Here is a 24,024-nt window from a genome sequence, read left to right on the forward strand (position 1 = left end):
GCAGAAGCCGGTGCTGACAGCACCGTGCCGGGTGGTGTGACTTCTCTTCGCCCGTGGTCCCAATGGATCGCGGCGGCCATCAACGAAGACAAGAGGAGTCCCGCATCAGCGATCCCCGCACCAACGAGCGCATCCGAGTCCCGGAGGTCCGTCTCGTCGGACCCAACGGCGAGCAGGTCGGCATCGTCCGAATCGAAGCTGCGCTGCGCCTGGCCCAGGAAGCGGACCTCGACCTGGTCGAGGTCGCTCCGAGCTCCAAGCCGCCCGTGGTCAAGATCATGGATTACGGCAAGTTCAAGTACGAGGCCGCTCAGAAGGCCAAGGAAGCGCGTCGTAACCAGGCGAACACCGTCCTCAAGGAGGTCCGGTTCCGTCTGAAGATCGAGGCGCACGACTACATCACCAAGCTCAAGCGCGCCGAGGGCTTCCTCCAGGCCGGCGACAAGGTGAAGGCCATGATCCTGTTCCGCGGTCGCGAGCAGTCGCGTCCCGAGCAGGGTGTGCGTCTGCTGCGCAAGTTCGCGGAGGACGTGGCCGAGCTCGGCACCGTGGAGTCGAACCCCACGATCGACGGTCGCAACATGGTCATGGTGGTCGCCCCTCACAAGAACAAGTCCGAAGTGAAGACCGAGCAGAACGCGCAGCGCGCGGCGAACCGCGAAGCGGCCCGCAGCGCGTCTCGCGGAGATGCGGCCGCTCCGGACGAGCCCTCCTCGGCCCCTGCCGAGTAAGGCCCCACGACTCCCGCCCGGGCGGGACACACAACGAAGGAAGAGACATGCCGAAGCAGAAGACCCACTCGGGCGCCAAGAAGCGTTTCAAGTTGACCGGTAGCGGCAAGCTCATGAAGCAGCAGGCTGGCATGCGGCACAACCTTGAGGGCAAGGCCTCCAAGCGCACCCGTCGCCTGAACCAGGAGCAGGTCCTGGCCAAGGGCGACTCGAAGGTCGCCAAGAAGCTCCTCGGTCTCTGAGCGCCGACGCACGTTAGGAAGAATGAGAAATGGCTAGAGTCAAGCGGGCAGTAAACGCCCACAAGAAGCGTCGCGTCATCCTCGAGCGCGCCTCCGGTTACCGGGGTCAGCGTTCGCGCCTGTACCGCAAGGCGAAGGAGCAGGTCACCCACTCCCTCGTCTACGCCTACCGCGACCGTCGCAAGCGCAAGGGCGACTTCCGTCGTCTGTGGATCCAGCGCATCAACGCCGCGAGCCGCCAGAACGGCCTGACGTACAACCGCTTCATCCAGGGCCTCGGCCTCGCGGGTGTCCAGGTCGACCGTCGCATGCTCGCCGAGCTGGCCGTCAACGAGCCGGCCGTGTTCGCGTCGCTCGTCGCGACCGCGAAGGCTGCGCTGCCCAGCGACGTCAACGCTGCGAAGACCGCGTAACACGCGTCCTCATCACGAACGGGCGTCCTCTTCGGAGGGCGCCCGTTCGGCGTTCCCGAGCGCGGCGACCGGGCCGCGGCCCGCGCCCGACCTACACTGATCGCGTGCTCGAGAACCCCCGATCCCCGCGCGTGCGCGCCGTCGCGAAGCTGAGCAAGCGGGCGGCGCGTCAAGAGACCGGACTGTTCCTGCTCGAAGGCCCGCAGGCCGCGCGCGAGGCGCTCGCGTGGGCGCCCGGCACCGTCCTCGAGCTCTACGGCACCCCGACGGCGCTCGAGAAGCACGCCGACGTCCGCGAGGCTGCCGAGGAGGCGGGCGTCGACCTGCAGTTCACGACGGAGGCGGTCCTGGATGCCATGGCCGACACCGTCACCCCGCAGGGGATCGTGGCCGTCGCCCGGCAGGCGCCCACCGCCCTGAAGGACATCCTCGCGGGGGAGCCGCGCCTCATCGCGATCTGCGAGGAGGTGCGCGATCCCGGCAACCTGGGGACGATCATCCGCGCCGCCGACGCGGCCGGGGCCGACGCCGTCATCCTCACGGGCCGCACGGTCGACCCCTACAACCCGAAGGTCGTCCGCTCCACGACCGGGTCCCTGTTCCACGTGCCCGTCGCGGTGGACCTCGAGCTCGCCCACGTCGTCGAGCGCATCCACGATGCCGGTCTCCGCGTCGTCGCCGCGGACGTCGACGGCGACGACTTCGTGGCATCCCGGGACCGTCTCGCGGAGCCGACGGCCTGGCTGTTCGGGAACGAGGCGCGGGGTCTGGACGAGGCCGCGCTGTCGCACGCCGACCAGGCGCTGCGCCTGCCGATCTACGGGCGGGCGGAGTCGCTGAACCTCGCGACGGCCGCCAGCGTCTGCCTCTACGAGACCGCGTTCGCGCAGCGCGCCGGCTGAGGCGGGCTGTTACGGAACGGTTAAGGCGTGCGTTCCGATGTGGTTGCGGCGGTGCCCCTCTCGTAGGGTGAGTGCATGTCCACACCCGTTCCCCCCACGGGCTCCGAGCCCTTGGTCGTCATCTCCGATGTGCAGAAGCACTACGGGCAGTTCCAGGCTCTGAAGGACATCGACCTCACGGTCGACCGCGGCGAGGTCGTCGTCGTCATCGGCCCGTCCGGCTCCGGCAAGTCGACGCTGTGCCGCACGATCAACCGCCTCGAGACCATCACCAGCGGCGTCATCACGATCGACGGCAAGGAGCTTCCCAAAGAGGGGAAGGGCCTGGCCGCGCTGCGCGCCGACGTGGGCATGGTGTTCCAGTCGTTCAACCTCTTCGCGCACCTGACGATCCTCGAGAACGTCACGCTCGGACCGATGAAGGTCCGCAAGATGAAGAAGGCGGATGCCGAGAAGGAGGCGCGCGCGCTCCTGGACCGGGTCGGCGTGGGTCACCAGGCCGACAAGCTGCCCGCGCAGCTGTCCGGCGGTCAGCAGCAGCGCGTCGCCATCGCCCGCGCCCTCGCGATGAAGCCGAAGGTCATGCTGTTCGACGAGCCGACCTCGGCCCTCGACCCGGAGATGATCAACGAGGTCCTCGACGTCATGGTCGGGCTGGCCGCCGAGGGAATGACGATGATCGTCGTCACGCACGAGATGGGCTTCGCCCGCAAGGCGGCGAACCGCGTCGTCTTCATGGCCGACGGTCAGATCGTCGAGCAGGCGCCGCCGGAGCAGTTCTTCACCAGCCCGCGGTCCGACCGCGCGAAGGACTTCCTCTCCAAGCTCATCACGCACTGAGTCATCGTCGGCGACGAACGAGGAGGTCCGCCGCCGCTCCCGCTCCGCCCCGCCGCCGCTCGGTCGGTCGCCGGGGCTTCCGAACCCATATCCGCACAGCACACACAGCACACGTAACCAAGGAGAATCACATGCGTAAGACTCGTTTTCTCGCGGGCGTCGGCATCGTCGCCGCCGGCCTGCTGGGCCTGACGGCCTGCAACAGCGGCACCCCCGGCGCCGCTCCCGGAGCCTCCGAGGGCTCCAGCGACGAGGAGCTCTTCGAGATCGCCAGCGACGTCTCGATCGAGGGCAGCCCGACCTTCGACCGCATCCAGGACCGCGGCGGCGTCGTCGTCGGCGTCAAGGAGGACCAGCCCGGTCTCGGCTTCCTCGACGTCACCACCGGTGAGCGCACCGGCTTCGACGTCGACATCGCCCGCTGGATCGCCGGCTCGCTCGGCTACGGCGAGGACGACATCACGTTCCAGCCCATCGCCTCGGCCAACCGCGAGCAGGCCATCGTCAACGGTGACATCGACTACTACGTCGGCACCTACTCGATCACCGACTCCCGCAAGGAACAGATCGACTTCGCCGGTCCGTACTTCGTGACCGGCCAGGGTCTGCTCGTCGCGGAAGACAGCGACATCACCGGCGAGGCCGACCTCTCCGCGGACACCAACGTGTGCTCGGTGACCGGTTCGACCCCGATCCAGAACATCAAGTCGAACTTCCCCGGCGTTCCCACGACGGAGTTCGACGTCTACTCGGCGTGCGTCGAGGCGCTGCTCAACGGTCAGGTCGACGCGGTCACCACCGACCAGGCGATCCTCATCGGCTACGCCGCTCTCTACGAGGGTGAGCTGAAGGTCGTCGGCGAGCCCTTCAGCGAGGAGCGCTACGGCGTCGGCCTGGAGAAGGGTGATGACGCGCTGCGCGAGCACATCAACACCCTCTTCACCGACGGTGGCGAGACCTGGCAGGCCATCTTCGACAAGAACCTCGGTGCCTCCGGCATCACCGTCGACCAGCCCGCTGTCGACGCGTACTGAGAACACTGACGGGGCGGGTGGCGCAGGCCACCCGCCCCTCCTCCCCGGAAGGACCCGCCGATGAACGTGATCACCGATCACCTCGATCTGTGGCAGACGGCTCTCGGGAACACGCTTCTGCTGTTCCTGGTGGGCGGCGTCATCGCGCTCGTGCTCGGCACGATCGTGGGAGCCATGCGCGTCTCCCCGGTGCCGATCGCCCGCGCGGTCGGCACGCTGTACGTGAACACCGTCCGCAACACCCCGCTCACGGTGGTGTTCTTCTTCTTCGCCTTCGGCTATCCCGCACTCGACCTGCCGAACCCGGGCTACACGGTCCTCGCCATGTGGGCGCTGGGCATCTACACGGCGACCTACGTCGCCGAGGTCCTCCGCTCGGGGATCAACACCGTCCCCGTCGGGCAGGCCGAGGCCGCCCGCGCCCTCGGCCTGACCTTCGGCCAGGTCATGGGACAAGTCGTCATGCCCCAGGCGTTCCGCTCCGTCGTGCCCCCGATGATGAGCGTCTTCATCGCCCTGCTGAAGAACACGACGGTCGCCGCCGGGTTCTCGGTCGCCGAGCTCGGCGTCATCCGCGCCAACCTGAGCGAACGCGGAGAGAACGCCCTCGTCGTGCTGCTGTGGGTGGCCGTCATCTTCATCGTCATGGTGCTGCTGCTGTCGTTCCTGCAGCGCTACCTCGAGAACAAGTGGAGGGTCGCGCGATGACCTCGGTCCTGTACGACGTCCCCGGCCCCCGGGCCGTCCTGCGCAACCGCATCCTCGGTGTGGTGACGGTCCTCGTCATCCTCGCCGTCGTCGGCTTCGTCACCTACCGCTTCATCCTCACGGGCCAGTTCTCCGCCGAGAAGTGGTACATCTTCACCTTCAGCACGGTCTGGGAGCAGATCTTCGCGGCCACCGGGCGCACCCTTGCCGCCTTCGCCGCGGCGGCGGTCCTGTCGCTCGCGCTGGGCTTCGTCCTCGCGCTGGGCCGCCTCTCCGACCACCGCTGGGTGCGCTGGCCGGCGACCGTCGTCGTCGAGCTGTTCCGCGCCGTCCCGGTGCTCATCCTGATGATGCTCATCTACTACGGCCTCCCGGTCATCGGCGTCCGCGTCGAGGCCTACTGGGCCGTCGTCATCGCCCTGACGATCTACAACGGCTCGGTCCTCGCCGAGGTCATCCGTGCCGGCGTGGAGTCCCTCCCGGGCGGTCAGCGCGAGGCCGGGTACGCGATCGGCCTCGGCAAGGCGGGGGTCATGCGCCTCATCTTGCTGCCGCAGGCCATCCGGGCGATGCTGCCCGTGATCATCGCGCAGCTGGTCGTCACCCTGAAGGACACGGCGCTCGGCTTCATCATCACGTACAACGAGCTGCTCTACTACGCGCGCCTCCTCGGCACGCAGGCGCAGTACGACCGTCCGATCCTGCAGGCCGGCATGATCGCCGCGGTCATCTACATCGCGCTCTGCCTCGTGCTCTCCGGTATCGCGAAGTACGTCGAGATCCGCCTGCGCAAGTCCCCGCGTATGCGCGGGGGCGCGCCCGCGGCTGCAGCCCCGGTCGGTGGCACGACCACCGACACAGAGCTCATCGCCGCACAGCGCGGCCTCGGTCGGCACGACGGCACCAGCGTCTGACACCCGCCGACGGGCGGGGGAGCACCCCGCCCGTCGGTAGACTCTCATCTCGTGTCCGACGCACCCGAGATCACGCCCGAGGCCGTCGCCTCCGCCGTCGACGCCGCTCTCGCGGCGATCGCCGCCGCCGCGACGACCGCCGACCTCAAAGCGGCCCGTTCCGCGCACACGGGGGAGCAGTCCCCGCTCGCGCGTCTGAACGCCCAGCTGCGCAACGTCGCCCCCGCGGACAAGGCCGCCTTCGGCAAGTTGGTGGGCCAGGCCCGCGGCCGTGTGAACCAGGCCCTGACGGCCCGAGAGGCCGAGCTCGCCGAGGCGGAGACCGCCGCGCAGCTGGAGGCCGAGCGCATCGACGTGACGGCGCTGCCGCAGCGCGCGCGCGTGGGGGCGCGGCATCCCATCTCCCTCCTCCAGGAGCAGGTGTCGGACATCTTCGTCGGCATGGGCTGGGAGATCGCGGAAGGGCCGGAGCTCGAGCACGAGTGGTTCAACTTCGACGCCCTCAACTTCGACGTGGACCACCCGGCGCGGCAGATGCAGGACACGTTCTTCGTCGACCCGGTCGCCCGGCACCTCGTCATGCGCACGCACACGAGCCCTGTCCAGGTGCGGTCGATGCTCGAGCGCGACCTGCCGATCTACGTCCTCTGCCCGGGGCGGGTCTACCGCACCGACGAATTCGACGCGACGCACCTGCCCGTGTTCACGCAGTTCGAGGGGCTCGTGATCGACAAGGGCATCACGATGGCCCACCTCAAGGGCACGCTCGACCACGCGGCTCGCGTGCTGTTCGGCCCTGAGGCGAAGACGCGCTTCCGTGCGAACTACTTCCCGTTCACCGAGCCCAGCGCCGAGCTCGACCTGTGGCATCCCACCTTCAAGGGCGGGGCGCGCTGGATCGAGTGGGGCGGCTGCGGGATGGTGAACCCCAACGTGCTGCGTGCCGCCGGCATCGATCCCGAGGAGTACTCGGGCTTCGCGTTCGGCATGGGCATCGAGCGGACGCTGATGTTCCGCAGCGACGTGCAGGACATGCGCGACATGGCCGAGGGCGATGTCCGCTTCAGTGAGCAGTTCGGAATGGTGGTCTGATGCGCGTCCCTCTGTCCTGGCTGCGGGAGTACGTCGACGTCCCCGCCGAGGCCACGCCCGACGACGTCCTCGCCGCCCTCGTGTCGGTCGGCTTCGAAGAGGAGGACGTGCACCGCTTCGAGCTGTCCGGCCCCATCGTCGTCGGCCAGGTCGTCGAGTTCGTCCCCGAGCCGCAGTCCAACGGCAAGACCATCCGGTGGTGCCAGGTGGACGTGGGCGCGGAGCACGGCGGCGTCCGCGGCATCGTCTGCGGCGCGGGCAACTTCTTCGAAGGCGACAAGGTCGTGGTGACCCTGCCCGGCTCGGTCCTCCCCGGCCCGTTCCCCATCGCCGCGCGCAAGACCTACGGTCACGTGTCGGACGGCATGATCGCCTCGGCGAAGGAGCTGGGGCTCGGCAGCGAGCACAGCGGCATCCTGCGCCTGGTCGACCTGGGCATCGACGCGCCCGTCGGCACCGACGCGATCGCCCTGCTCGGCCTGGACGACGTCGCCGTCGAGATCAACGTCACGCCCGACCGCGGCTACGCCCTGTCGCTGCGCGGTGTGGCGCGGGAGTACTCCCACGCCACCGGCGCGTCGTTCCGCGACCCGGGCGCCGGTCACGACGAGGCCGTGACCCGGGCGCCCTCCGGATTCCCGGTCGCGGTCGACGACCGTGCGCCGATCCGCGGCCGCGTGGGTGCCCGCGAGTTCGTCGCGCGCATCGTCCGGGACGTCGACCCGTCGCGTCCGACGCCGCCGTGGATGATCACGCGCCTGTCCCTCGCCGGGATCCGCTCGCTCGGCGTGCTCATCGACATCACGAACTACGTGATGCTCGAGCTCGGCCAGCCGATCCACGGCTACGACCTCGACCGCCTGCAGGGCGGCATCACGGTCCGTCGCGCGGAGCAGGGCGAGAAGCTCGAGACCCTCGACGGCCAGGTGCGCACGCTCGACACCGAGGACCTGCTCATCACCGATGAGTCGGGCCCGATCGGCCTCGCCGGCGTGATGGGCGGCGGCCCCACCGAGATGGGACCCGACACCCGCAACGTCCTCATCGAGGCGGCGACCTTCGACCAGGTGTCGATCGCGCGCACGGCCCGGCGCCACAAGCTGCCGTCCGAGGCGTCGCGTCGCTTCGAGCGCGGCGTCGACCCGCTCGTCGCCTACGTGGCGGCCGAGCGCGTCGCCGGACTCATGGTGCAGCTGGCCGGCGGCACTCTGGACACCGAGCTGGGCGGATCGCTGGGCGTGGAGTACTCCCGCGACGCGATCACCCTGCCGAACGGCTTCGTCGCCGGACTGATCGGCGTCGACTACACCGACACCGAGACGGAGGACGCGCTGCGCCTGATCGGATGCCACGTCGAGGCCCGCGAGGCCGGATGGAGCGTCGTCCCGCCGTCCTGGCGCCACGACCTGACCGACAAGTGGACGCTCGCCGAGGAGGTCGCCCGCATCGAGGGGTACGACCGGATCCCCTCGGTGCTGCCCACCCCGCCGTCGGGTCGGGGACTGACGACGGCGCAGCAGGGACGGCGCCGCGTCGCCAACGCCCTCGCCGCGGCCGGGTTCGTCGAGACGCCGTCGTTCCCCTTCACCACCGCCGAGAACAACGACCTGCACGGGTCCGCGACGGGCGAGAAGCTGCCGAGCGTCAAGCTCGCGAACCCGCTCGACGGCCTCGCGCCGTTCCTGCGCCGCTCGCTCGTGCCGGCGCTGCTGCAGGTCGCGCACCGCAACGTCTCGCGCGGCATCACCGACCTCGCGCTGTTCGAGATCGGCACCGTCTTCCTCCCCGCCCCGGGCGTGCAGTACGGCACGGCATCCGTCCCGCCGCTGGCGGTGCGTCCCGACGCGGCGACGTTGACGGCCCTGGATGCCGCCATCCCGCCGCAGCGCCGTTTCGCTGCCGTGCTGCTCACGGGGAGCCTCGTGGCCAAGCAGCCGGGCCAGGCGGCGGTGCCCGCGGATCTGGCGGATGCCGTGGACGCCGTGCGCGTCCTCGCGGCCGCGGCCGGGGCCGACATCGAGCTCGTGCAGGCGCAGCGCGCGGCGCTGCACCCCGGGCGGACCGCGCGCGTGCTCGTCGCCGGCACGGAGATCGGCTACGTCGGCGAAGTGCTGCCGGCCGTGTCGTCCGCGGCCGACCTGCCGGGGCGCGTGCTCGTGGCCGAGATCGACCTGGACGCGCTGCTGGAGGCGGCGCAGACCCGCGTCGTCGCGGCATCCCTCTCCGGGTATCCGGCCGCGACGCAGGACGTGTCGCTCGTCGTGCCCGTCGACGTGCCGGCGGGGGAGGTGCGCGCCGCGCTCGTCGACGGCGGGGCGCCGCTGCTCGAGGGTGCACGTCTGGTGGACGACTACCGCGGCACCGGTGTCGGCGAGGGCCAGAAGAGCCTGACCTTCGCGCTGCGTTTCCGCGCGCCGGACCGCACGCTCACCGCGGCCGAGGCGACGGAGGCCAAGATGGCCGGCGTCGCCCGGGCGGCGGAGCGTTTCGGCGCCGCGATCCGCGACTGACGGACGACGAGAGGGGCGCCCCACGGCTCGGCCGGGGGCGCCCCTTCGTGTCCGTCGCGGCGGTCAGGCCGCCAGCCGCGGTCCCGGCGCGGGGACCTCGTCGTCGGTCCCCGGCCTCCGGAGGCGTCGCCGGACGCCGGCGACCGCGGCGCGCAGCCGCAGCCAGGAGGCGTCGCGCACGAGCAGCAGGTCGAGGGCGATCATCGCCAGCGAGAACGGCCACAGTCCCAGGAGCAGGCCGATGCCCAGGTGCGTCAGCGTCAGGCCGGCGACCGCGACGTACCGGCTCGGCTTCCACAGCAGGGCGAGGGGGAACAGCAGCTGGGCGGTGAGGGCGAACCACGTGCCCAGCTGCACCAGCGGTGTGACCTGCCAGGCGGCCTCGCTCAGGGAGGGGAGGACCTGGAACTCCGTCAACGCCAGTGCGTAGTAGAGCGCGGTCCCGTCGAGCCACTCCACGCCCTGCAGCTTGAGGATCGACGACACGAGGTAGACGAGCAGGATCTGGTAGCAGCACAGCACCAACGCGGTGTTGTGGAGGAGAGGCGACAGCCACGGCGGCATCCGGTCGGTCACCCGCGCGAAGCGACCGGGACGCTCGCCGCGGCGGCGACGCAGCCACGCGTCCACCGAGAGGTGACGGCTGAGGTCCGCGAACAGGGCGAACACGAGCACGATCCGCATGAGGGTGTCGCCGCCGTTGGTCAGCAGGGTCGAGTTCGTCGACAGTCCCACCCACATGAGCAGCAGGAACGGGGTCACCCACCGCGTCTTCACGCCGACGATGAACAGCAGCACGAGGCCGATCAGCGCGAAGAAGGCGATGTCGAACAGCACCGGGTCGTCCTTGGAGAAGACCGCACGGAACGGCTCCCACCAGCCACGACGCCGTGCTTCGGGCTCGACCCACCAGGAGCCCGCGCCCCACAGGTAGTGACGGTCGGCGAAGCTCGGCAGCAGCACCAGCAGCATCGCGACGCCGAAGATGATCCGCAGCAGCGAGAAGCCGATCGTCGCGTGCGGCGCGGACGTCATCCACGTCTGGAAGCGGCCGAGGATCGCGGCCGGCCGCAGCCGCTGCGCGCGTCCGAGCCGCGGGGGAGCGCCGGTGATCATGAGCGGTCCTCCCCGGCGTAACGATCCTGCACCTCGTCGAACACGGCGATGAGCGAGGGGTCATCGGGCGCCTGCGCCTGCCGCCACCCGAACGTCGTCGTCGACAGCGGGAACTGACGCTCGTCGTCGAAGCGGTGCAGGAAGTCGTTCGGCCGGTCGTACTGCGCCTGCCACCGCACGCGCTCGATCGGACGGTCGTAGTACGCCTCGCCGAAGACGGTGAGGTACCGCGTCAGCATGTAGTCGTAACGGATGAGCGAGACCACGGCATCCGGATCGTCGCCCAGCTCGTCCAGCTCGGCCAGCAGGTCCTCGTCGGGGATGGCCTCGAAACCGCCGTCGCCGTCACGCTGGATGAAGGTGTCCTGCACCCGTTCCTGCTGCTGTTCGCTCACCTCGTCGTACCGCTCGAGATAGGCCCCGAGCGCGTTGACGCTGTTCTTGGAGACCCGGGAGGGCGCCGGGACGCCGCGGACGGCGGCGAACTCCATGTCCGTGACGTCGATCCAGTCCCCGGTGACGAGCTCGCCGTCGTCGTCGCGCCACTGCGCCTGCATCTGCATCGCGCTGTTGACGCGGAGGATCTTCGGGGCGAACACGTCCCACCGCTGGGAGAAGTAGGGCGCGAAGCCGTCCGCGACGGCCGCCCGGGCGGGCGCGTCGGGAATCGTGAACGTCGCGCTGACGAAGACGTAGGCACCGATGACGCCCACGGCCGCGATCGTCGCGATCGTCGGCGCGAGCCGGCGAGGCGTTTCGATCGCGGTGGGGCGCTTCGCCGGGGCCGGCCGCGGTGCGCGACCGGCCCCGGATCTGCGTGAGGACATCGTCAGCCGTTCGAGGCCCCGGGGTCGGTTCCGGCCCTCCGGCCGTCATCGCGACGACGAATCCGCGTCATCTCCTCCGCGTTGAGCGGGGGTGCGAGGACGGATGCCGCCGGAGCGGACCGTCGCTCGGTGCGGACGCTCGCCGCATCGGCCTCGTCCCGCGGAGCGGTGCGCTGCGCGCCGGTCGAGGCGACCGCCGCGGATCGACGCCGCTGCACGAGGAGGAACAGTCCACCGAGGAGCAGGGCGCCGGCCAGCAGGCTCAGCGGGCCGCCCGTGATCGCCGCGTCGCTGCCGGTCGCCGCGAGAGCGGTCGGCGCCGCCGGGGCGGGTGCCGGTGCCGGAGCAGCCGCCGCGAACGTCACGCCCACCAGTCGGGGCGTCTCGGTCGCGTCAGTGGCGTCGGTCGTCCCGTCGGTCGCGTCGGTGGAGTCCGTGGCGTCCTGCGCGTCGGTCGAGTCCTTCGCGTCAGCGGCGTCCTTGGCGCCGGTGCTGTCCTTGGCGTCCTTGGCGTCCTTGGCGTCGGTGGCGTCCGTGGCGTCGGTGGAGTCCTTGGCGTCCGTGGCGTCGGTGGAGTCCTTGGCGTCCGTGGCGTCGGTGGAGTCCTTGACGTCCGTGGCGTCGGTTGAGTCCTTGGCGTCCTTGGCGTCGGTGGAGTCCTTGGCGTCCGTGGCGTCGGTGGAGTCCTTGACGTCCTTGGCGTCGGTGGAGTCCTTGACGTCCTTGGCGTCGGTGGAGTCCTTGACGTCCTTGGCGTCGGTGGAGTCCTTGACGTCCTTGGCGTCGGTGGAGCCGTCGTGGCTGTCCTTGGCGTCGGTGGAGTCCTTGACGTCCTTGGCGTCGGTGGACCCGTCGTGGGAGTCCTTCGACTCCGTCGAGTCCTTGGCGTCGGTGCTGTCCTTGACGTCCTTGGCGTCGGTGGAGCCGTCGTGGCTGTCCTTGGCGTCGGTGGAGTCCTTGGCGTCCTTGGCGTCGGTGGAGCCGTCGTGGTTGTCCTTGGCGTCGGTGGAGTCCTTGACGTCCTTCGCGTCGGTGGACCCGTCGTGGTTGTCCTTCGACTCCGTCGAGTCCTTGGCGTCGGTGCTGTCCTTGGCGTCGGTGGAGCCGTCGTGGTTGTCCTTGGCGTCGGTGGAGCCGTCGTGGGAGTCCTTGGCGTCAGTCGAGTCCTTGACGTCCTTCGCGTCGGTGGAGTCCTTGACGTCCTTGGCGTCGGTGGAGCCGTCGTGGTTGTCCTTGGCGTCGGTGGAGTCCTTGACGTCCTTCGCGTCCGAGGTGCCGTCGTGGTTGTCCTTGGCCTCGGTCGAGCCGTCGTGGCTCGTGCCGTCGTGGTTGTCCTTGGCCTCCGTGGAACCATCGTGGTGGCTGCCATCGGTGGTGCCGTCGTGGCTGGTCCCGTCGGTGTGGCTGCCGTCGTGGCTGGTCCCGTCGGCGGACGCGTCGCTGTGTCCGCCGCCCGAAGAACCGTCCGTGTGACCGCCGTCCGTCGACGTCTGCGTCGTGCTCTCGGCGACCGCGTCCGTCGTGGCCGACGCGCTGAGCGGCGCGCCGAAAGCGGCCAGTGAACCCAGCGCCACGATGGCGAGAGTTCGGAACAGGATGCCGCGCGGTCCCTGACTGCGCGCATCTCGATGAGTAGTGCGAAGCACTGCTTTCCCCCGGTTGTCTAGGCCCCCCTAGATGCACCGTGGTGACGAAAGTAGGGAAACGACCTGAACCCCCCGGCCCACTTGACATCGGCATCGCCCGTTTGCAATTATCGCGCGCTCCCGCGCGGAACGCGCGCAGACGGGCGTGTGCGCGTCCGTGTGCGCGTCCGCGGCCGCGGACACGGAGGAGTGCTGGACGAGCGCGTGGGACACGACCGCCGCCGCAGCACCTCGCCCCACCGGCGAGCCGGCGCGCCGGCCGGTTGCGCCCCGGAGAGCAGACCGACGCGGGCATGGATCTGCCCTCATCGCCGGATAAGGGGGGCAGTCGGAAGTGCCCGGCGATGAGGGCAGGTCTCCAGCATAGGCGTACCGTGTCCCCCATTTGGGGGACATGAGGGGTTTCCTGCGCCAATCTTGAGCATCGGTCCGACTCCGGCGACACGCCCCGTGATTTGCGGTGCCTCCTCGCGGGCGGATAACCTCGGCCCATGTCGTCGACCGTCACCCGCAACGAGGGGCTCTCCGTGAGCACCGTTGCCGTGCGTCGACGTCGGGTCGCACGCCGAGTCTCGGCGACCTGGTAACCCGCCGCAGGTGGGGCATACGGGCGTCGCCGCCCCGGTTCACGCTGAGTTCAGCCACAGCCCCGACTCCTAAGGTGGAAACATGACCCTCTCGGTCGCCGTCTCCGGCGCTTCCGGCTATGCGGGCGGCGAGATCCTCCGCCTCCTCGCCGACCATCCCGATGTCGAGATCCGCACAGCCACCGCGCACTCCAATGCCGGTCAGCCGCTCATCGCGCATCACCCGCACCTGCGCTCGCTCGCGCACCTGCAGCTCGAGGCCACCACGCCGGAGGCCCTGGCGGACCACGACGTGGTCTTCCTCGCCCTGCCGCACGGCCAGTCGGCGCAGTACACCGACGCGCTCGCCGACACGGCCCTCGTGATCGACGCCGGCGCGGACCACCGGCTCACCTCGTCCGCGGACTGGGCGGCGTTCTACGGCGGGGACCACGCGGAGCCATGGGCGTATGGGGTCCCCGAGCTGCCGACGGGATCGACGAAGCAGCGCGAGCTGCTCCGTGGGGCATCGCGCATCGCGGCCCCCGGGTGCAACGCGTCCACCGTGTCGCTCAGCCTCGCCCCGGGCGTCGCGGCGGGAGTCATCGACCCGGGAGACATCGTCTCGGTCCTGGCCGTCGGCCCCAGCGGGGCCGGGAAGGCCGCGAAGACGAACCTCCTCGCGAGCGAGATCCTGGGGACCGCGAACCCATATGCCGTCGGCGGTACACATCGCCACATCCCCGAGATCCGCCAGGCTCTGGCGGCGGCGGGGGCCGAGGCCGATGGCATCCGGATCTCCTTCACCCCCGTGCTCGTGCCGATGGCGCGAGGGATCCTGGCGACCTCCAGCGCGCCCATCCGGCCCGGGGCGACCGACGAGCAGATCCGGGAGGCCTGGGAGGCCGCGTACGGGGACGAGCCGTTCGTGCACGTCCTCCCGGAGGGGCAGTTCCCGCGCACGGCGGACGTCCTCGGCGCGAACACCGCGCTGATGGGACTCGCGATCGACCGCGCGGCGAACCGCGTGGTCGTCGTCGCCGCCGTCGACAATCTCGTCAAGGGAACCGCCGGCGCCGCCGTCCAATCGATGAACATCGCGCTCGGCCGCGCCGAGACCACCGCCCTCCCCGTGAATGGAGTCGCCCCGTGAGCGTCACCGCCCCCGCAGGATTCGAAGCGGCCGGGGTCGCCGTCGGGCTGAAGTCGACGGGTGCGCGCGACGTCGCCGTCGTCGTCAACCGCGGACCGCTCAAGGTCGGCGCCGCGGTGTTCACCTCCAACCGCGCGAAGGCCAACCCGATCCTGTGGTCGGAGCAGGTCGTCCGCGACGGCGTGGTCGAGGCGGTCGTCCTGAACTCGGGCGGCGCCAACTGCTTCACCGGCAGCTTCGGGTTCCAGACCACGCATCAGACGGCCGAGCGCGCCGCCGATCTCCTCGGCGTCGGCGCGGGGGACGTCGTGGTGTGCTCGACGGGTCTCATCGGCACGGGCGACGAGGTCTTCCGCGCCAAGGTGCTCGACGGCGTCGAGAAGGGCGTCGCCCAGCTGTCCGCGGACGGCGGGGAGGACGCCTCGCTGGCCATCATGACGACGGACTCCCGCCCCAAGCGCGTCGTCCACGCCGGCGACGGCTGGAGCATCGGCGGCATGGCCAAGGGCGCGGGCATGCTCGCCCCGGGGCTGGCGACGATGCTCGTCGTCCTCACCACGGACGTCGTGATGGATGCCGCCCAGGCCGATGCCGCGTTGCGCGCGGCGACGCGCGTCAGCTTCGATCGGCTCGACTCCGACGGCTGCATGTCGACCAACGACCAGGTCACCCTCCTCGCGAGCGGGGCCAGTGGCATCCAGGTCGATCCCGAGGTCTTCACGGCCGCGCTCGTCTCGGTATGCGACGGCCTGGCCGCCCAGCTGCAGGGCGACGCGGAGGGCGCGAGCCACGACATCACGATCCGCGTGGTGAACGCCGCGACCGAGGACGACGCCGTCGAGGTGGGCCGCTCGGTCGCCCGGAACAACCTCTTCAAGGCCGCGATCTTCGGCAACGACCCGAACTGGGGCCGCGTGCTCGCCGCGATCGGCACCACGGACGCCGCGTTCGACCCGTACGACGTGGACGTGTGGATGAACGGCGTCCGCGTGTGCACCGCCGGCGGCCCGGACCGGCCCCGCGAGGACGTCGACCTGACCCCGCGGGCGACCGACCTCGTCATCGACCTGCGCGTCGGCGACGCCGCGGCGACCATCCGCACCAACGACCTCACGCACGACTACGTCCACGAGAACAGCGCCTACTCCTCATGACCCACGTCGATCTTCAGGACACCGATCCCACCGCCGCGAGCGAGCGGGCGGTGACTCTCGTCGAGTCGCTGCCGTGGGTGCGCAAGTACCGCGACCAGGTCGTGGTGGTGAAGTACGGCGGCAACGCCATGGTCAGCGAGGAGCTGCAGGACGCCTTCGCCGCCGACATCGCCTACCTCCGGTACGTCGGGGTGAAGCCCGTGGTCGTCCACGGCGGAGGCCCGCAGATCTCGTCCATGCTGGACCGGCTGGACATCCCCAGCGAGTTCCGGGGCGGCTACCGGGTCACCTCGACCGAGGCCATCGGCGTCGTGCGCATGGTCCTCACCGGTCAGATCAACCCGCAGCTGGTCGCCAAGGTGAACGCTCACGGACCCCTGGCGACGGGCCTGAGCGGAGAGGACGCAGGTCTCTTCGGCGGCCGCCGCCGCGGTGTCGTCGTCGACGGGGTCGAGCACGACCTCGGTCGCGTCGGCGACGTGGTGACCGTCGACCCGCAGCCGGTGCTCGACCATCTCGCCGCCGGACGCGTGCCGATCGTGTCGAGCATCGCTCCCGACCTGGACCACCCGGGCTCGTCGTTGAACGTGAACGCGGATGCCGCTGCTGCGGCGCTCGCCACGGCGCTCGATGCGAAGAAGCTCGTCGTGCTGACCGATGTGCCGGGGCTCTACGCCGACTGGCCCAACCGCGACTCGCTCGTGTCGCACCTGACCTCGACGGAGCTGCGCGCGATGCTGCCGACGCTCGAGTCGGGCATGATCCCCAAGATGCAGGCGTGCCTCGACGCCGTCGACGGGGGAGTGCCGACCGCGGCCATCATCGACGGACGCGTGCCGCACTCGGTGCTCGTCGAACTTTTCACCAACAAGGGAATCGGAACGGAGGTGGTCGCGTGAACGCGGACACGACTCAGGAACCCACGGCGCAGCGCGCCACCTGGCAGGAGGACGCCGGCCGCGACCTGGTCCGCAGCTTCGGCGACCGCATGGCGCTGTTCGTCCGCGGTGAGGGCGCGTACGTCTGGGACGACCAGGGCACGAAGTACCTGGACTTCCTCGCGGGCATCGCCGTGAACGCCCTCGGCCACGCGCACCCGGTCTTCGTGGAGGCGATCAGCGCGCAGGCGGCGACTCTCGCGCACGTGTCCAACTACTTCGCGACGCCGCCGCAGCTGGCGATGGCGGCGCGTCTGAAGCGCCTCGCCGGGACGGGGGAGTCCGGCCGGGTGTACTTCGGCAACTCCGGCGCCGAGGCGAACGAGGCCGCGCTCAAGCTGGCGCGGCTGCACGGTCGTGGAACCGACCGCACCCGCATCCTGACCCTGAAGGGCGGCTTCCACGGCCGCACCATGGGCGCCCTCGCCCTGACGGGCAAGCCCGCGCTTCAGGCCGACTTCCTGCCCATGGTGCCGGGCGTCGAGCACATCGACGCCACCGTCGAGGCCCTCGAGGCCGCCGTGGACGAGAAGGTCGCCGCCCTCCTGGTCGAGCCCATCCAGGGCGAGGCCGGCGTCGTCGAGCTGCCGGAGGGGTACCTCCAGGCGGCCCGCGAGCTGACCGCACGCCACGGCGCGCTGCTCATCGTCGACGAGATCCAGACCGGCGCCGGTCGCACGGGCGCGTGGTTCGGGTTCCAACACGCCGGGATCGTTCCGGATGCCATCACGGTGGCCAAGGGCATCGGCGGCGGCTTCCCGATCGGTGCGCTCATCACGTTCGGCGCGGCGAGCGACCTGTTCTTCCCCGGCACCCACGGCTCCACCTTCGGCGGCAACGCCCTCGGCACCGGCGTCGGCGGCGCCGTGCTGCAGGAGATCGAGGACGCCGGGCTCGTCCAGAACGCCGCGCACCGCGAGACCCAGCTCCGCGACGGCATCGCCGCGATCGGCTCCCCGCTCGTCGCCGGCGTCCGCGGCCGCGGCCTGCTGCTCGGCATCGCGCTCACCAGCCCGGTGGCGAAGGCCGTCGTGGCCGCCGCCCAGCAGCACGGGCTCATCGTCAACGCGGCGAACGACACCACGATCCGCATCGCCCCGCCCCTGACGATCGGGGATGCCGAGGTGTCCGCCTTCCTCGACCTGTTCGGTGCCGCGCTCGCCACCGTCTCCGATGCCCTCATCCTCGAAGGAGCCCCCGCGTGACCCGCCACCTTCTGCGCGACGACGATCTGACCCCGGCCGAGCAGGCCGAGATCCTCGACCTCGCGATCGAGCTCAAGAAGGACCGCTGGGCGCAGAAGCCGCTCGCGGGTCCGCAGACGGTCGCGGTGATCTTCGACAAGTCCTCCACCCGTACGCGCGTGTCCTTCGCCGTGGGCATCGCGGACCTCGGCGGCTCGCCGCTGATCATCTCCACCGCCAACAGCCAGCTCGGCGGCAAGGAGACGCCCTCCGACACCGCGCGCGTGCTCGAGCGCCAGGTCGCCGCCATCGTGTGGCGCACCTATGCCCAGGCCGGCCTGGAGGAGATGGCGCGGGGCACCCGGGTCCCGGTCGTCAACGCGCTGAGCGACGAATTCCACCCCTGCCAGCTGCTCGCCGACCTGCTCACGATCCGCGAGCACAAGGGCGAGCTGAAGGGCCTCACGCTGTCGTTCTTCGGCGACGGGCGGAGCAACATGGCGCACTCGTACGTCCTGGCCGGCGTCACCGCGGGCATGCACGTGCGCGTCGCCGCCCCGGCCGACTACGCCCCGCGCGTCGACGTCATCGCCGATGCCGAGCGGATCGCCGCCGAGACCGGCGGGTCGATCACCCTCAGCGACGACCCCGAGGCGGCGGCATCCGGAGCCGACGTCGTCGTCACCGACACCTGGGTGTCGATGGGCAAGGAGGAGGAGAAGATCGCGCGCATCCGCGACCTGGGCGGGTTCAAGGTCACGACGCAGCTGATGTCGCAGGCTGACGACGACGCGATCTTCATCCACTGCCTGCCCGCCGACCGTGGCTACGAAGTCGACGCCGAGGTGATCGACGGACCGCAGAGCGTCGTCTGGGACGAGGCCGAGAACCGCCTGCACGCGCAGAAGGCGCTGCTGGTGTGGCTGCTGCGCCAGTCGTGACCCCGGCCCGCCGCGCGTGGCGGCGACTCGACGGCCCCGGACGGCTCACGGGCATCGACCTCGCGCGCGGGCTCGCGGTGCTCGGCATGCTCGCCGCACACCTGCTCACGATCGAGTTGTTCGACCCGGGCGACCCCTCGACCTGGCTCGACATCGTCAACGGGCGGTCCTCGATCCTCTTCGCGACGCTCGCCGGAGTGTCGATCGCCCTCGTCACGGGCGGCCCCCGGCCGCTGCCGTCCGCCGACCGGCCCCGCGCGGCCGCACGTCTGGCCGTGCGGGCCGCAGTGCTGTGGGTCATCGGCATCCTGCTCATCACGACGGGCGTGCCCGTCTACGTGATCCTCCCGGCGTACGCCGTGCTCTTCCTCCTGGCCCTGCCCTTCCTCGGGTGGTCGGCGGGACCGCTGTTCCTCGCCGCCGCTGCGTTCGGCCTCGTCATGCCGTGGGTGCAGCCGTTCCTGGATGCCGCTCCGATCTGGTCCGGCGCGCTCGGCGTCGAGCTCTTCCTCGGCGTGGGCTGGGCGTACCCCTTCACCGTCTGGATCGCGTTCCTCCTCGCCGGAATGGGCGTCGGCCGCCTCGACCTCCGCGGCATCCGGGCCCCCGCCGTGCTGGCGGTTTCGGGGGCTGTCCTCGCCGTGATCGGCTACACCGTGCCCGCGGCGACCACGGCCTTCGCCCTGCAGAGCGTCTACATGGCCGAGGTGTGGACGGCGCTCGATCACTCGTCGGGTCTGTGGGAGGTCGTCGGATCGGGCGGCTTCGCCGTCGCCGTCATCGGCGTCTGCCTCCTCGTCTGCCGCACCCCGCTCCGGTGGATCGCCCTGCCGTTGCGGGCCGTGGGGTCGATGCCGCTGACGGCCTACGTCGCCCAGCTCCTCGTGTGGGCCGTCGTCGCGCTGGTCGTGCTCGGGGACACGACCGACCTCTACGGCATCCGGGATGCCGGACTGTTCTGGCCGCTCACCATCGGACTCGTGCTGGGATGCACGGCGTGGGCGCTGCTCCTCGGGCGAGGACCCCTGGAGAGGCTCATCGACGCGGCGGTCCGCTTCGTCGTCGGACCCGGGGCCCGCCGGGAGCAGCCGCGCAGCGTCGATAGGCTGGAGCAATGAGCAGCGAGACCGGACACGGCACGAACGAGGGCGCCCTCTGGGGCGCCCGCTTCTCGGGCGGACCGTCTCCCGAGCTGGCGGCGTTGAGCCGTTCCACCCACTTCGACTGGGACCTCGCGCTGTACGACATCGCCGGCTCGCACGCGCACGCGGCCGCCCTGCAGGCGGCGGGCTACCTGACCGCCGACGAGGCCGCCGCGATGCGCGACGGCCTGGACGACCTCGCCGCTCGCCTGCGCGCCGGCACGCTGGTCGCCGCGCCCGGCGACGAGGACGTCCACGGTGCGCTCGAGCGCGTCCTCATCGAGACGGTGGGACCCGCCCTCGGCGGCAAGCTGCGCGCGGGACGCAGCCGCAACGACCAGATCGCGACGCTGGTGCGCCTGTACCTGCTCGACCACGCCCGGACCATCTCCCGCGAGCTGCTGCGTCTCATCGACGCGCTCGTCGCCCAGTCGTCCGCCCACGAGGACGCCGTCATGCCGGGCCGCACCCACCTGCAGCACGCGCAGCCCGTGCTCCTCGCCCACCACCTGCAGGCGTACGGCTGGGCCTTCACCCGCGGCCTGGAGCGGCTGCGGGACTGGACCGTCCGCGCCTCGGTCTCGCCGTACGGCGGGGGAGCGCTCGCCGGAGCGACGCTCGGTCTCGACCCGCAGCTCGTGGCGGACCGTCTCGGTCTGGCGCGTCCGGCCGAGAACTCGCTCGACGGCACCGCCTCCCGCGACGTCGTCGCGGAGTTCGCCTTCATCGCCGCGATGATCGGCGTCGACCTGTCGCGTCTGTCCGAGGACGTCATCCTCTGGAACACCCGGGAGTTCGGCTTCGTCACCCTCGACGACGCCTACTCGACGGGCTCGAGCATCATGCCCCAGAAGAAGAACCCCGACATCGCGGAGCTGGCCCGCGGCAAGGCCGGCCGTCTCATCGGCAACCTCTCCGGGCTCCTCGCGACCCTGAAGGGCCTGCCGCTGGCGTACAACCGCGACCTCCAGGAGGACAAGGAGCCGGTCTTCGACTCCGTCCGCACGCTGGAGCTCGTGCTCCCCGCGTTCTCGGGGATGATCTCGACGCTGCGCTTCCACACCGAGCGCATGGCGGAGCTCGCCCCGCAGGGGTTCTCCTTGGCGACGGACGTCGCCGAGTGGCTCGTGCGTCAGGGCGTCGCGTTCCGGGACGCGCATGAGATCTCCGGCGCCCTCGTCCGCGCCTGCGAGGAGCGCGGCATCGGGCTGGAGGACGCCGACGACGACCTGCTCGTCTCGGTCTCGTCCCTGCTCACCCCGCAGGTCCGTGAGGTCCTGTCGGTCGAGGGCTCGGTGGCCAGCCGCACCGGCGCCGGAGGAACCGCGCCGGATCGCGTGCGGGAGCAGCGCACCGAGCTCGTGCACCGCGCCCAGACCGCAGCGCGCGCGGTCGGCGTCTGACGACGCCGCGCCCGGCGCGCGAGCCCCGCGGGCCGGGTGCGCCGCCGGCCCGCTGATAGCCTGAAGGGGTGTCCGCCCCGATCGACGCCGCGCCCGTGAGCGCCCTCGCCCCCGCCAACGACCCGTCGTTCGAGAACGTCTGGGACGAGCTGCAGTGGCGCGGCCTCGTGCACGTCTCGACCGACGAGGCCGAGCTGCGCGAGATGCTCGGGGGCGACCCGATCGTGTTCTACTGCGGCTTCGACCCGACCGCTCCGAGCCTGCACCTGGGCAACCTCGTGCAGCTGCTCACCATGCGCCGTCTGCAGCTGGCCGGTCACCGTCCCCTGGGTCTCGTCGGCGGATCGACGGGCCTCATCGGCGATCCGCGTCCGACCGCGGAGCGCACGCTCAACACCCCCGAGACCGTCGGCGCCTGGGTGGACCGGCTGCGCGCGCAGGTCGAGCGCTTCCTCGACTTCGAGGGCGACAACGCCGCGCGCATGGTCAACAACCTCGACTGGACGGCGCCGCTCAGCGCCATCGACTTCCTGCGCGAGATCGGCAAGCACTTCCGCGTCGGCACGATGCTCAAGAAGGACGCGGTCAGCGCCCGCCTGAACTCCGAGGCCGGCATCAGCTACACGGAGTTCAGCTACCAGATCCTCCAGGGGATGGACTACCTCGAGCTGCATCGCGCCTACGGCTGCATGCTGCAGACCGGCGGCAGCGACCAATGGGGCAATCTCACCAGCGGCACCGACCTGGTGCGGAAGGTCGAGGGCACCTCGGTGCACGCCATCGGCACCCCGCTGATCACGAACAGCGACGGTACGAAGTTCGGCAAGAGCGAAGGCAACGCGATCTGGCTGGATGCCGAGATGTGCAGCCCGTGGACGATGTACCAGTTCTGGCTGAACACCGACGACCGCGACGTGATCTCCCGCCTGAAGGTCTTCACCTTCCTCGCCAAGGACGAGATCGACGGCTACGCCCGCCTCGTCGAAGAGGAGCCCTTCCGCCGCGCCGCGCAGAAGCGCCTGGCTCGCGAGGTCGTCACGACGGTGCACGGCATCGACGCGGCCGACGCGGTCATCGCCGCGACGGAGGCGCTGTTCGGCCAGGGGGATCCGAGGAGCCTGGATGCCGCTGTCCTCCGGGACGCGCTGGAGGAGCTGCCGAACGCGACGGTCCCCGCGGGCAGCACCGTGGTCGAGGCCCTGCTGGCGAGCGGTCTGGTCACCAGCCTGAGCGAGGCGCGCCGGGCGATCGGACAGGGCGGGGTGTCGCTGGACGGCGCCAAGGTCGCCGCCGACGACGCGGTCGTCGAAGGGACGCTGCCGGGCGGGGTGTCCGTCCTGCGTCGAGGAAAGAAGACCCTCGCCGGGATCTTCCTGGGCTGACATGCCGTTCACGCCGAGCCACGCGGTCGTCGCACTCCCCTTCGTGCGGACGCCGCTGGTGCCGGCGACGATCGCGGTCGGGGCGATGACCCCCGACCTGCCGCTGTTCCTCCGCGGCATGGTGCCGCATTACGGCATGACGCACGACCCGGTCTGGATGCCGCTCACCGTGACCATCGCCCTCGTGCTGCTGCTCGCGTGGCGGTGCGTGCTGCGACCCGCGGTGACCGAGTTCGTCCCGGGCGTCGTCGCGAGCCGTCTCCCCAGCGAGTGGGAGGGGGGAGCGCGTGCCGGTGCGCGGGAGACGTTCGCCGGGGGAGTGCGCGGTCTCCTGCTGCTCGTGCTGTCGCTCGCGATCGGCGTGCTCTCTCACATCGTGTGGGACGTGTTCACGCACGAGGGCCGCGCGGGGACCGACCTGTTCCCGGTGCTCGAGGAGCAGTGGGGACCGTTGCTCGGCATCAAGTGGCTGCAGCACGGTTCGAGCGCCGTCGGGTTGGTGATCCTCGCCGTCGCCGGTGCGGTCTGGCTCGCGCGGCGTCGTCCGCGCGCGGTCTCCCGTGTGCTGCCGTCGGCGGCGCGCGTCGTGTGGTGGGCGTCGCTGCCGGCCGCTCTGATCGTCGCGTCGGTCGTGGGCCTCGTGACGCTCGGCCCGTTCGACGGGGAGTTCACTCCGGCGCATCTGGCCTATGCGACCCTGCCGCAGGCCTGCGCCGTGTGGGGCGTCGCCAGCCTCCTCGCCTGCATCGTCCTGCAAGAGCGCCGACGGAGGACACTACCGCGGAAAGACGCGGAATCCGGGTTGCGACACGCCCGGGATCGGGCCTGATTGGCCAGACCGTGGGGACGCACGTAAAGTATTACTTGTTCGCCCCACAGGGGAGAGCGGAGCGGCCGGAAGGCCCCGCGTCCTCTCAAGCGGTGAACGAGTCCCCATCACAGCACTTGAGAGCTTCGGCTCGAAGGTCTACGATGAGGAACCCGCCACTCGGCACTTGTCCTCGACTCTCCTGCTCGTCAGAGCGGCTCGATGTTGACTTGACAGATCGAGTGCGGCATATAAGGTAGTGAAGTTGCCTCACGGGTAGGTCGAGAGATCGTTTCTGTGGGTGCGTCCGTTCCTTGAGAACTCAACAGCGTGCACTTGTCAAATGCCAATTTATTCCTCGTCGGTCTTCGGACTGCG

At 70.6% G+C, this 24,024-nt stretch carries 22 protein-coding genes; 19 read left to right on the plus strand and 3 right to left on the minus strand.

The window, feature by feature from the left end:
• Positions 1–62: 62 nt before the first annotated feature.
• From infC to pheT, 10 genes are all read left to right on the plus strand, one after another.
• Entirely contained in the window at positions 63–731 is a 669-nt protein-coding gene (gene infC, locus MRBLMI1_RS09595; protein ID WP_367730980.1) for a translation initiation factor IF-3, read from the plus strand.
• Between the two features lie 47 nt (positions 732–778).
• Complete coding sequence (rpmI, locus tag MRBLMI1_RS09600; protein ID WP_013583375.1) at positions 779–973, plus strand: 50S ribosomal protein L35; 195 nt, start codon at positions 779–781, stop codon at positions 971–973.
• 29 nt (positions 974–1,002) lie between these two features.
• A complete protein-coding gene (gene rplT / locus MRBLMI1_RS09605) occupies positions 1,003–1,386 on the plus strand; it encodes a 50S ribosomal protein L20 (protein WP_063257942.1) in 384 nt (127 codons plus the stop codon).
• 104 nt (positions 1,387–1,490) lie between these two features.
• Complete coding sequence (locus tag MRBLMI1_RS09610) at positions 1,491–2,288, plus strand: TrmH family RNA methyltransferase (protein ID WP_367730658.1); 798 nt, start codon at positions 1,491–1,493, stop codon at positions 2,286–2,288.
• A gap of 75 nt (positions 2,289–2,363) precedes the next feature.
• Entirely contained in the window at positions 2,364–3,128 is a 765-nt protein-coding gene (locus tag MRBLMI1_RS09615) for an amino acid ABC transporter ATP-binding protein (protein ID WP_414685847.1), read from the plus strand.
• A gap of 131 nt (positions 3,129–3,259) precedes the next feature.
• Entirely contained in the window at positions 3,260–4,162 is a 903-nt protein-coding gene (locus MRBLMI1_RS09620; RefSeq protein ID WP_367730665.1) for a glutamate ABC transporter substrate-binding protein, read from the plus strand.
• 60 nt (positions 4,163–4,222) lie between these two features.
• Positions 4,223–4,870 (plus strand): amino acid ABC transporter permease, encoded by a 648-nt coding sequence (locus MRBLMI1_RS09625; RefSeq protein WP_367730667.1) that lies wholly within the window; start codon positions 4,223–4,225, stop codon positions 4,868–4,870.
• Positions 4,867–5,784 carry an amino acid ABC transporter permease gene (locus tag MRBLMI1_RS09630; protein ID WP_367730669.1) on the plus strand — a complete coding sequence of 306 codons (918 nt, stop codon included), beginning with the start codon at positions 4,867–4,869 and terminating at the stop codon, positions 5,782–5,784. Before MRBLMI1_RS09625 ends, MRBLMI1_RS09630 begins: the two co-directional genes overlap by 4 nt.
• Before the next feature lie 51 nt (positions 5,785–5,835).
• Positions 5,836–6,876 carry a phenylalanine--tRNA ligase subunit alpha gene (pheS, locus tag MRBLMI1_RS09635; RefSeq protein ID WP_367730671.1) on the plus strand — a complete coding sequence of 347 codons (1,041 nt, stop codon included), beginning with the start codon at positions 5,836–5,838 and terminating at the stop codon, positions 6,874–6,876.
• Positions 6,876–9,386, plus strand: a complete 2,511-nt coding sequence (gene pheT, locus MRBLMI1_RS09640) for a phenylalanine--tRNA ligase subunit beta (protein WP_367730727.1) — start codon at positions 6,876–6,878, stop codon at positions 9,384–9,386. The genes pheS and pheT overlap by 1 nt, the downstream gene beginning before the upstream one ends.
• Before the next feature lie 63 nt (positions 9,387–9,449).
• Here pheT and MRBLMI1_RS09645 read toward each other — a convergent pair whose 3' ends face one another.
• The 3 genes from MRBLMI1_RS09645 to MRBLMI1_RS09655 all read right to left on the minus strand — a co-directional run bounded on the left by MRBLMI1_RS09645 (position 9,450) and on the right by MRBLMI1_RS09655 (position 12,903).
• The gene (locus MRBLMI1_RS09645; RefSeq protein WP_367730729.1) at positions 9,450–10,502 is read right to left on the minus strand and encodes an HTTM domain-containing protein; all 1,053 of its coding nucleotides are present in this window, start codon (positions 10,500–10,502) and stop codon (positions 9,450–9,452) included.
• Complete coding sequence (locus MRBLMI1_RS09650) at positions 10,499–11,215, minus strand: DUF5819 family protein (RefSeq protein WP_367730731.1); 717 nt, start codon at positions 11,213–11,215, stop codon at positions 10,499–10,501. Before MRBLMI1_RS09650 ends, MRBLMI1_RS09645 begins: the two co-directional genes overlap by 4 nt.
• Before the next feature lie 116 nt (positions 11,216–11,331).
• Positions 11,332–12,903, minus strand: a complete 1,572-nt coding sequence (locus tag MRBLMI1_RS09655; protein WP_367730734.1) for a hypothetical protein — start codon at positions 12,901–12,903, stop codon at positions 11,332–11,334.
• Between the two features lie 741 nt (positions 12,904–13,644).
• Between MRBLMI1_RS09655 and argC the strand changes: the two genes are divergently transcribed.
• The 9 genes from argC (at position 13,645) to MRBLMI1_RS09700 (ending at position 23,667) form a co-directional block, all read left to right on the plus strand.
• On the plus strand, positions 13,645–14,694 hold the full coding sequence (gene argC / locus MRBLMI1_RS09660) for an N-acetyl-gamma-glutamyl-phosphate reductase (protein ID WP_367730736.1): 1,050 nt from the start codon (positions 13,645–13,647) through the stop codon (positions 14,692–14,694).
• Positions 14,691–15,848 (plus strand): bifunctional glutamate N-acetyltransferase/amino-acid acetyltransferase ArgJ, encoded by a 1,158-nt coding sequence (argJ, locus tag MRBLMI1_RS09665; RefSeq protein WP_367730738.1) that lies wholly within the window; start codon positions 14,691–14,693, stop codon positions 15,846–15,848. The genes argC and argJ overlap by 4 nt, the downstream gene beginning before the upstream one ends.
• Positions 15,845–16,747, plus strand: a complete 903-nt coding sequence (gene argB, locus MRBLMI1_RS09670; protein ID WP_367730755.1) for an acetylglutamate kinase — start codon at positions 15,845–15,847, stop codon at positions 16,745–16,747. Before argJ ends, argB begins: the two co-directional genes overlap by 4 nt.
• Positions 16,744–17,991, plus strand: a complete 1,248-nt coding sequence (locus MRBLMI1_RS09675) for an acetylornithine transaminase (protein ID WP_367730757.1) — start codon at positions 16,744–16,746, stop codon at positions 17,989–17,991. Before argB ends, MRBLMI1_RS09675 begins: the two co-directional genes overlap by 4 nt.
• Entirely contained in the window at positions 17,988–18,911 is a 924-nt protein-coding gene (gene argF, locus MRBLMI1_RS09680) for an ornithine carbamoyltransferase (protein WP_367730759.1), read from the plus strand. The genes MRBLMI1_RS09675 and argF overlap by 4 nt, the downstream gene beginning before the upstream one ends.
• Positions 18,890–20,029: a heparan-alpha-glucosaminide N-acetyltransferase domain-containing protein gene (locus tag MRBLMI1_RS09685; RefSeq protein ID WP_367730761.1), complete on the plus strand. Its 1,140-nt coding sequence runs from the start codon at positions 18,890–18,892 to the stop codon at positions 20,027–20,029. The genes argF and MRBLMI1_RS09685 overlap by 22 nt, the downstream gene beginning before the upstream one ends.
• A complete protein-coding gene (gene argH, locus MRBLMI1_RS09690; RefSeq protein ID WP_367730763.1) occupies positions 20,026–21,456 on the plus strand; it encodes an argininosuccinate lyase in 1,431 nt (476 codons plus the stop codon). Before MRBLMI1_RS09685 ends, argH begins: the two co-directional genes overlap by 4 nt.
• A gap of 68 nt (positions 21,457–21,524) precedes the next feature.
• On the plus strand, positions 21,525–22,838 hold the full coding sequence (gene tyrS, locus MRBLMI1_RS09695; RefSeq protein ID WP_367730806.1) for a tyrosine--tRNA ligase: 1,314 nt from the start codon (positions 21,525–21,527) through the stop codon (positions 22,836–22,838).
• Position 22,839: 1 nt separating this feature from the next.
• A complete protein-coding gene (locus tag MRBLMI1_RS09700) occupies positions 22,840–23,667 on the plus strand; it encodes a DUF4184 family protein (RefSeq protein WP_367730809.1) in 828 nt (275 codons plus the stop codon).
• The last annotated feature ends 357 nt before the right edge of the window (positions 23,668–24,024 follow it).

It is taken from the genome of Microbacterium sp. LMI1-1-1.1, assembly GCF_040815675.1.
In the GTDB taxonomy this organism is placed as follows: domain Bacteria; phylum Actinomycetota; class Actinomycetes; order Actinomycetales; family Microbacteriaceae; genus Microbacterium.

Excerpts from the sequence above, each read along its gene's own strand:
- infC (WP_367730980.1), top strand. The coding sequence starts at position 63 with ATGGATCGCGGCGGCCATCAACGAAGACAAGAGGAGTCCCGCATCAGC.
- rpmI (WP_013583375.1), top strand. The coding sequence starts at position 779 with ATGCCGAAGCAGAAGACCCACTCGGGCGCCAAGAAGCGTTTCAAGTTG.
- rplT (WP_063257942.1), top strand. The coding sequence starts at position 1,003 with ATGGCTAGAGTCAAGCGGGCAGTAAACGCCCACAAGAAGCGTCGCGTC.
- MRBLMI1_RS09615 (WP_414685847.1), top strand. The coding sequence starts at position 2,364 with ATGTCCACACCCGTTCCCCCCACGGGCTCCGAGCCCTTGGTCGTCATC.
- MRBLMI1_RS09620 (WP_367730665.1), top strand. The coding sequence starts at position 3,260 with ATGCGTAAGACTCGTTTTCTCGCGGGCGTCGGCATCGTCGCCGCCGGC.
- MRBLMI1_RS09625 (WP_367730667.1), top strand. The coding sequence starts at position 4,223 with ATGAACGTGATCACCGATCACCTCGATCTGTGGCAGACGGCTCTCGGG.
- MRBLMI1_RS09630 (WP_367730669.1), top strand. The coding sequence starts at position 4,867 with ATGACCTCGGTCCTGTACGACGTCCCCGGCCCCCGGGCCGTCCTGCGC.
- pheT (WP_367730727.1), top strand. The coding sequence starts at position 6,876 with ATGCGCGTCCCTCTGTCCTGGCTGCGGGAGTACGTCGACGTCCCCGCC.
- MRBLMI1_RS09645 (WP_367730729.1), bottom strand. The coding sequence starts at position 10,502 with ATGATCACCGGCGCTCCCCCGCGGCTCGGACGCGCGCAGCGGCTGCGG.
- argC (WP_367730736.1), top strand. The coding sequence starts at position 13,645 with ATGACCCTCTCGGTCGCCGTCTCCGGCGCTTCCGGCTATGCGGGCGGC.
- argB (WP_367730755.1), top strand. The coding sequence starts at position 15,845 with ATGACCCACGTCGATCTTCAGGACACCGATCCCACCGCCGCGAGCGAG.
- argH (WP_367730763.1), top strand. The coding sequence starts at position 20,026 with ATGAGCAGCGAGACCGGACACGGCACGAACGAGGGCGCCCTCTGGGGC.
- MRBLMI1_RS09700 (WP_367730809.1), top strand. The coding sequence starts at position 22,840 with ATGCCGTTCACGCCGAGCCACGCGGTCGTCGCACTCCCCTTCGTGCGG.